A 6,273-nucleotide genomic window follows, 5' to 3' on the forward strand; every position below is an offset into this window, starting at 1 on the left:
AAAGACCGGCAGAAGGTCGAGATCGTCAGCATGGACATGTGGAACCCCTACCGGGCAGCGGTCAAGGCGGTGCTGCCACAGGCCCGCATCGTGGTCGATAAGTTCCATGTGGTGCGTATGGCCAACGATGCGCTGGAGAAGGTGCGCAAGGGCCTCAGAAAGGAGCTGAAGCCCTCACAGAGCCGAACCCTTAAGGGAGACCGGAAAATCCTGCTGAAACGCGCTCACGAAGTCTCAGACCGGGAGCGCCTCATCATGGAGACCTGGACAGGCGCATTCCCGCAACTGCTGGCCGCCTACGAGCACAAGGAGCGCTTCTACGGCATCTGGAATGCTACCACACGGCCCCAGGCAGAAGCCGCCCTGGACGAATGGATAGCCACCATCCCGAAGGGCCAGAAGGAAGTCTGGAGCGATCTGGTCAGGGCGGTGTGTAACTGGCGCGAAGAGATCATGATCTACTTCGAGACGGATATTCCCGTCACCAACGCTTACACGGAGTCCATCAACCGATTGGCCAAGGACAAGAACCGTGAAGGGCGTGGTTATTCCTTTGAGGTGATGCGGGCACGAATGCTCTACACCACGAAGCACAAGAAGAAGGCCCCGACTGCGAAGGTCTCTCCGTTCTACAAGAAAACCATCGGTTACGGACTGCCGGACTTCGCAGAGGAACTCAACTACGGAGTCGATCTATCAACCATCTGAGGGTGGTATCAGATTGATGGGGTGAAGGTGCCCCATCAACCATTAAATCCGTATACCCAAAATTTTCTGGAAAGTGCCTACGTCAGTCCGACCGACTAACTGTCCACATTTCCCCTGTCACCAATAGTTGTAATTTATTATTTGTTTAAAACTACTTGAAAGAACTACTTGCAGACTGTCCAATGCAACGATTTTTCCTTTAGATTCATTGGTTTATTGTTAAAAAATCAATTATAGGCGTGGCGCTAGTGTCGTACAGGCGTGGCGCTAGTGACGTGACTGGCGTGGCGCTAGTGTCGTGGATAACTTGCCAAAACTCGCCGGAGCCCTTGATTTCACAGGCTTGGCTACTGCGTGGCGCTAGTGACGTGGATAACATTGGTTATAAACAGGGTTATCCACCATGGGAGCGAATTCGACTCAACCAGAATACCGCCCGTAGGGGCTTTAATTATCATAATTACCGTAATCGAAGTAGACGAGATAGGGCTTTGAATGAGGAGATGCGAACAAAGAAGGATTCGCCCCGAGGCTTTTTCACTTAGGGGCGATATGAGGGTTCGTCTTGGTAATTATCAGTTTATCGCTTTGAAAAAGCGTGCTGTTGAAAATCTCATGATGGAAAATAGACGCTAATATAGCGGCATTTTCCAGCTTTCGACGGAAGTCTCTCCGCTCCTTCGTTTCACTGCTGAACTGAAGCTTCAGGGCATCAAGCGGGATTTCAATCTGCCTTCTGCGCGACATCGAGTGGACTCGCCAATTCCACCAACAGTAGAAATCGATGGCGAGCGGGTTTTTAGTCAAAGCTTTGATCGCGTGGGCGGAAACTGGCACAGCATTGCTCAAAATGCTTTGGTAGAACTCTTCATCCAGGCTGATTGTTGATGACCAGCTTGAATTTTTGCCATGGCGCATTGAGATAAGCGCCTTACGGGATACAAGAATATTCTCAATTTCTACCCCGTTTCCAACCACTCTCTCTATCTGAAATGTAGAGCGAGCCAAACGATTGACCTGTTCGCGCAGTAGAGCTGCATATCGACCACTATTGCTTAGTCCAAGACTTTTCAGGAACTGGCTTTGGCTTGTATCAATCGCTAGCTCAGGACTCCTCTGTCGCTTGGCTTGTGTGGTTAACCATGCCAACAAAAGCCTTACCAGGCCCCCTGCGGGAACACGCTCGCTGGACAATACCGATACTTTGACATTGCCATTGGTGCGCTGAAAAAGGTTTTTATCAGTATTGGCCGCCGGTAATGGGCTAAGTTGGCAAAACAATTGCGGCATGAACCATGTTTCAGGGTTCAGCTCTTGATTTTCTGCCTGCTCAATAAGACTTTGATGGTAGGCAGTAAACGGCTTGCCTCCCATCAATCCACCTTCCGACGCTCAAGCCAATCCTCTACGTCGGCGCGCTTCCAGCGGACCGCTTTTGTGGTTACGGCAATGGGTTTTGGAAAATCAGCGTTCTTATCTGCCCGAATGCGGCTCAGCGTCGGATTGGAAATGCGTAAAAGTTGTTGGACATCACGTACCGTTAAAAGCACGTCTGATTCAACGCCAGCCCCTCGATCTTTCTTTTGGGATTTCATAAACAATAGCTCCTTCGATTTCTCTAGGAGCTATTTTCGGTTTAACTACCTTTGGCCGAAGAACGCGCTTTTTACCATTTTGGGCGCATAAGGCAGTTTTTCAGTATTTTTATCGTTAGCTTCCCGGACCGCCCGGATTCACTTCTATTTTGTCCATTGCCTCCCGACGCTTTGCGTCCACGTCTATGTCATCAACGCGATCCATTGCACGCTGATCAGCAGGCAAACGGTCCCCATCAACATTGAAGACGCTGCCAGAACCTGTGAGGGCATCCATAGATAAATTGGCTCCACTGGGGAACTGACCGTTCTGTTGAAGAATAGCCAGCCACTCATCGAGATTTACCTCATCCCAATTGATTTGAGCGATTTGCTCAAAGGGAATACCTCCACAACTCGGATTCTTAGGAGTTCCGAAGTCCTGACCAAACTGAGGCCGAACCTGTTCCTGGATGATTCGAGACAGCGGTGAATTGAAGCAGCAGTACGCTTTACGCTTCTCGATACAGGCCCCAAGAACCTCTTCCTTACAGTAGGAGCCAACGTAGGTGCAGCTATCCGTTGCCCGCTTGGTGTTCATCTCCAGCTCTTCCTGCTCACAGGCGTAGACCATTTGAATTACGGCCACAGCGACCACGTACACCGTGTAGACCGTCATCGCCGCACCCAGCATAGAAGCGGCTTGGTTCGCCATTTCCGTCATTGCCTCCTCAGCCGCTCTATCTGCTGTAGCAGTGGCTGCCGCCTCGGTCGCGCCATCCTGGGCCAAATTACCCATCACGTCCTGCAACATACCTTTAGCCTGCTCCTTCAGCTTTTCTATGAGCTGGTTCTTCAGTTCCTCGATGGGCGACCATATCTCCTCAACAGCACCAGAGATGTTATCCATGTAATTTGTGAACGGCTGAGATACCTCCGTCCAAGCATTCATAACTGGATCACGAAGGGTTTGGTACGAGCTTTTGATGACGTTGGTGTCTTCAAGCGCCAATACCGCACCATCAAGCTTCGGAACCTGACGAATCATCATCAGGTAATCAGCCATGCTCACGTTAGAGGGTTTCTCACAGCAGTCCGACACTCCGCCGACTGCAATCTTGCATTCGCCAGCCTCGCCCCCGAACGCAGTACAGGTCACGTTCTCTTCACCGGTTGCGTTGCCATCGTCATCTTGGCCGGTGCAGCTCATATCCTGGGTCATGAACTGCGCCGCATTGAGCAAAGCCGAGGCTTTGGCAAAGTTCGCGGTCTGGTCGGTGGATTGTGTCGGGTCTAGGCAGTCGTCCCCCATGCAGCGGATAGCTCCACCACACTGGTATTCGGTTTTTTTCTCTATGGTGTCGATGTCCACACTACTCCCGCAGTCCCACGTCTTCTCTTTGACGTAACACACACCGGAGTTACCCTGAGCACCATCAACACACTCCGAGCTTATAAAGCCGCACTGCGGGTTTTCTTCGTACTGCTGGCACGTATTTAGATTCCCGCCTTCGTTGACCGGGCACTGCTTCTCACCGTCGACATCGGTGTAGCACTCCATATCCCCTTTGTAGAAATCGAAGTCCGCATCTACGGCGACTTTCTTGCAAAGGTTGGGGATACCAGGAATGGGAGAAGGCTTCAGGCTGTCCTCGCAGATTTTGATGCCATTCGTATAGGTGCAGCCTTCCGCGTCACGCGGGTCGTCCACGCAAGTCAGGCTCCCCTCTGCAAAACCATCCACCACGCCAGTCGCAGATTCGATGCAGCTATCTGGTGACCATTCATCTTTGATGATGGCTTTGGAGGGGTCGTACTTAATGCGGATCTTCCCGAAGCCTTCACCCTCGCCGGAGACGGATACGCGAATTTTGAAGCGAATCACCGAGTCTTCCGGCGCGTTTCGGAAGTAACTGGTCAGGTCGAGGTTAGGATTTTGGTCCCAGCTTGTACTCAGCTCACACTTACCGGCTGTCTCGGGAGGAAAATTGTTATTGGGACCAGACCATACCTTTACTTCTTCGCCAGGCTCACCAATCCATATCTGCATGTAGTCATCCCACTTGGCACGTATTAACGTAGCCTGAGTAATGGCAGCAGGATTGACGACTTTGATTTCCGTGAATTCTTCGTAAATCGAGCAGCTACCACTCCAGTAGTTGTCTCCCACCTTACCAATCCACACGTCAGAACACCCACCGCCAGCACCATCGCATGGTGAAATGTTGTATGGACCGTCATGGTGCTTGACCACTGCCGCTTCATAGTCGTGAATGACCTCGCAGGTGGCGCTTTTGTCGGTCACACGGTCGCAGGTTTCGTACTCCGGGTTATGTACCGACATGGTGATTTCATCGAAGGTTGTTTCGGCGGAACAGTCACCAAAGCCCTCAGCGATCACATCAATGTTTTCGTATGTGGCGTTGGTGAGCCCCAACATCGGGTCGGAACTGAAATCCGGGCGACTTTGATTTGAGGAGTCCACCAGAACTTTATACGCCGCACCTGAGATAGAGGGGGTGTCGCTGTAGGCATCCTCCCAGAGGGAGTCCTTTGCCTCGCTACCGGTTTCGCCCATCCCCTCTTCCGAGTCATAGATCCCCTGGAGCTGGTCGAGGTCAGGGGCTACGCCATCAGAGAAATATTCGTTCTGCACCGAGGCATTGGAAGGGTTGCTGCCTGGGTACAGGCTTTGAACGCTGAACTGAGTTCCCCCTTGGTATTGCAGGTTACCGTTTTCGTCCATGGTGGGGATGGTGATTTGCCCGTTCTGGACCTTGGCTGGAGTGTTTTTGGCTTCGTTACCAAGCTCCATACCCAGATTCTGGCCTTCGCGACCGAGCTGACTTAAAAAGTCCTGGCTATCAACTTCAGGTGACTCTTGAGCCACGCCGTGAAGGGGCATCAGAGTCGTGGTGACAGTTAAAAGGTAGGCAATGGCTCTCATCAAGCCTGGTGAATTTCGCATAATGACCTCTCCGAAAATCTTTTCGAGAGATCATATCGAGCATCCGGCGCTCCCAGCGGATGTGTAATTTACCGTTTTGGGCGCATAACGTTAAATTGGCCAAATTTTCTTTCACATGTGAAAGTTTTTCAAAGGTAGCTCAAGCTGGCTCAGCGAAGACTTCAACCGCTGGCATCGCCGCACCCTTCGCATTCTGAGGCTGAAAACAGTGCGGGCAGTGTATTCCCGTCGCCTGATTCACAGAGGTGAAAAATTCAGGGTATACGGATTTAATGGTTGATGGGGCACCTTCACCCCACCAACCTGATACCTCCCTCAGATGGTTGATAGATCGACCCCGTAGTTGAGTTCCTCTGCGAAGTCCGGCAGTCCGTAACCGATGGTTTTCTTGTAGAACGGAGAGACCTTCGCAGTCGGGGCCTTCTTCTTGTGCTTCGTGGTGTAGAGCATTCGTGCCCGCATCACCTCAAAGGAATAACCACGCCCTTCACGGTTCTTGTCCTTGGCCAATCGGTTGATGGACTCCGTGTAAGCGTTGGTGACGGGAATATCCGTCTCGAAGTAGATCATGATCTCTTCGCGCCAGTTACACACCGCCCTGACCAGATCGCTCCAGACTTCCTTCTGGCCCTTCGGGATGGTGGCTATCCATTCGTCCAGGGCGGCTTCTGCCTGGGGCCGTGTGGTAGCATTCCAGATGCCGTAGAAGCGCTCCTTGTGCTCGTAGGCGGCCAGCAGTTGCGGGAATGCGCCTGTCCAGGTCTCCATGATGAGGCGCTCCCGGTCTGAGACTTCGTGAGCGCGTTTCAGCAGGATTTTCCGGTCTCCCTTAAGGGTTCGGCTCTGTGAGGGCTTCAGCTCCTTTCTGAGGCCCTTGCGCACCTTCTCCAGCGCATCGTTGGCCATACGCACCACATGGAACTTATCGACCACGATGCGGGCCTGTGGCAGCACCGCCTTGACCGCTGCCCGGTAGGGGTTCCACATGTCCATGCTGACGATCTCGACCTTCTGCCGGTCTTT

Annotated in this window: 5 protein-coding genes; 1 reads left to right on the forward strand and 4 read right to left on the reverse strand. The window is 52.2% G+C overall.

The window, feature by feature from the left end:
• Nucleotides 1–708: transposase (locus PSCS_RS10125; RefSeq protein WP_198544293.1), on the forward strand; the 708-nt coding region annotated here is incomplete at its 5' end.
• A gap of 537 nt (nucleotides 709–1,245) precedes the next feature.
• On the opposite strand, the gene PSCS_RS10130 is transcribed toward PSCS_RS10125, so the two are convergent.
• From PSCS_RS10130 to PSCS_RS10145, 4 genes are all read right to left on the reverse strand, one after another.
• A complete protein-coding gene (locus PSCS_RS10130; RefSeq protein WP_068811996.1) occupies nucleotides 1,246–2,082 on the reverse strand; it encodes a replication protein RepA in 837 nt (278 codons plus the stop codon).
• Nucleotides 2,082–2,303: a helix-turn-helix transcriptional regulator gene (locus tag PSCS_RS10135; RefSeq protein WP_068811997.1), complete on the reverse strand. Its 222-nt coding sequence runs from the start codon at nucleotides 2,301–2,303 to the stop codon at nucleotides 2,082–2,084. Before PSCS_RS10135 ends, PSCS_RS10130 begins: the two co-directional genes overlap by 1 nt.
• A gap of 115 nt (nucleotides 2,304–2,418) precedes the next feature.
• Nucleotides 2,419–5,250, reverse strand: a complete 2,832-nt coding sequence (gene traN, locus PSCS_RS10140; protein WP_068811998.1) for a conjugal transfer mating pair stabilization protein TraN — start codon at nucleotides 5,248–5,250, stop codon at nucleotides 2,419–2,421.
• Between the two features lie 315 nt (nucleotides 5,251–5,565).
• A partial coding sequence (locus PSCS_RS10145) for a transposase (protein WP_198544293.1) occupies nucleotides 5,566–6,273 on the reverse strand: 708 nt, incomplete at its 5' end.

This window comes from Pseudohongiella nitratireducens, assembly GCF_001642735.1.
GTDB classification, from domain to species: domain Bacteria; phylum Pseudomonadota; class Gammaproteobacteria; order Pseudomonadales; family Pseudohongiellaceae; genus Pseudohongiella; species Pseudohongiella nitratireducens.

Coding starts and splice junctions, on each gene's coding strand:
- PSCS_RS10130 (WP_068811996.1), bottom strand. CDS start 2,082: ATGGGAGGCAAGCCGTTTACTGCCTACCATCAAAGTCTTATTGAGCAG.
- PSCS_RS10135 (WP_068811997.1), bottom strand. CDS start 2,303: ATGAAATCCCAAAAGAAAGATCGAGGGGCTGGCGTTGAATCAGACGTG.
- traN (WP_068811998.1), bottom strand. CDS start 5,250: ATGCGAAATTCACCAGGCTTGATGAGAGCCATTGCCTACCTTTTAACT.